Annotated in this window: 2 protein-coding genes; both read right to left on the bottom strand. The window is 67.2% G+C overall.

The genetic code is table 11. The features are described 5' to 3' along the window. Positions 1-1,044, bottom strand: a 1,044-nt coding sequence (locus tag NKJ01_RS36155) for an IS91 family transposase (RefSeq protein ID WP_502905966.1), incomplete at its 3' end; no start/stop codon positions are given. Positions 1,045-1,048: 4 nt separating this feature from the next. Next, on the bottom strand, positions 1,049-1,282 hold a 234-nt coding region (locus NKJ01_RS36150), incomplete at its 5' end, for a tyrosine-type recombinase/integrase (RefSeq protein ID WP_352735363.1).

Genomic DNA, 1,282 nt, shown 5'->3' with positions numbered 1-1,282 from the left:
GGGCGGCAGATCGACGTTCAGCAGTTCGCGCGAGAGTGCGAGGCTGGCCTTGCGGGCGGAGCTGGCGAGCAGCCCATAGTGACGGATGCGGTGGAACCCGCGCGGCAGGACATGGAGCAGGAAGCGGCGGATGAACTCGTCGGCGGCAAGCGTCATGGCGCGCTGGCGCTCGACACCATCGCGGCGATAGTCCTTGTAGCGGAAGGTGACTCCAGCCTCGTCGAAGGCGATCAGGCGGCGGTTCGAGATCGCGACCCGGTGCGTGTAGCGCGACAGGTAGGCGAGCACCGCTTCCGGCCCGGCGAAGGGCGCCTTGGCGTAGACCACCCAGCGCTTGTTCCGGACCGGCGACAGGTGCCGCAGGAAGGCCTGCCGCTCGATGAGACGAGCAAGGGTGCCGAAGAAGGCGAGCCGATCGGCGTCGTGCAGCGCGATCAGCCGGGTGAGGAACAGGCGGCGGAACAACTTGCCCAGTACTCTGACCGGGAGCAGGAAGGCCGCGCGCGACGATATCCAGCGGCTCCCGTCCGGCGCGATGCCGCCGCCCGGCACGATCATGTGGACATGCGGATGGTGGGTCATCGCCGATCCCCATGTGTGGAGCACGGCGGTGATGCCGATGCGCGCGCCGAGATGCCTGGGATCGGCCGCGATCGTCAGCATGGTCTCCGATGCCGCCTTGAACAGCAGGTCATAGACCAGCGCCTTGTTGTGGAACGCGATCTCGGCGACTTCGGCCGGCAGCGTGAACACGACGTGGAAGTATCCGACTGGCAGCAGGTCGGCTTCGCGCTCGGCGAGCCATGTACGCGCGGCCGCGCCCTGGCACCTGGGACAGTGCCGGTTACGGCAGCTGTTATAGGCGATCCGCCATTGGCCGCAGTCCGCACAGGCTTCGACATGACCACCCAATGCAGCGGTGCGACACTGTTCGATCGCCGACATCACCTTGAGCTGCTGCAGGCTCAGATGCCCGGCGTGGGAGACCCGGTATCCGGGGCCGGCAGCACGGAAGATATCGGCGACCTCCAGGTCGGCGCGCACCGGTTCAGCCGGACGGCGTCTTGCCTTCCATCAGCGCCATCAGCCGGTCCAGCGGCCCTGCGACCGCGTGGATCGTCCGGGTCGAGACCTTGGTGTAGAGCGCTGTCGTTTCGAGCTTGCAGTGCCCGAGCAGCACCTGGATGACGCGAATGTCGACATCCTGCTCGAGCAGGTGGGTGGCGAAGCTGTGCCGCAGAGTATGCGGGCTGACGCGCTTGCGGATGCCGGCGACTTCGGC

The sequence above is a fragment of the Mesorhizobium sp. M0276 genome, assembly GCF_040321755.1.
Classification (GTDB): domain Bacteria; phylum Pseudomonadota; class Alphaproteobacteria; order Rhizobiales; family Rhizobiaceae; genus Mesorhizobium.
This window is presented reverse-complemented; position numbering and strand designations above follow the sequence as displayed.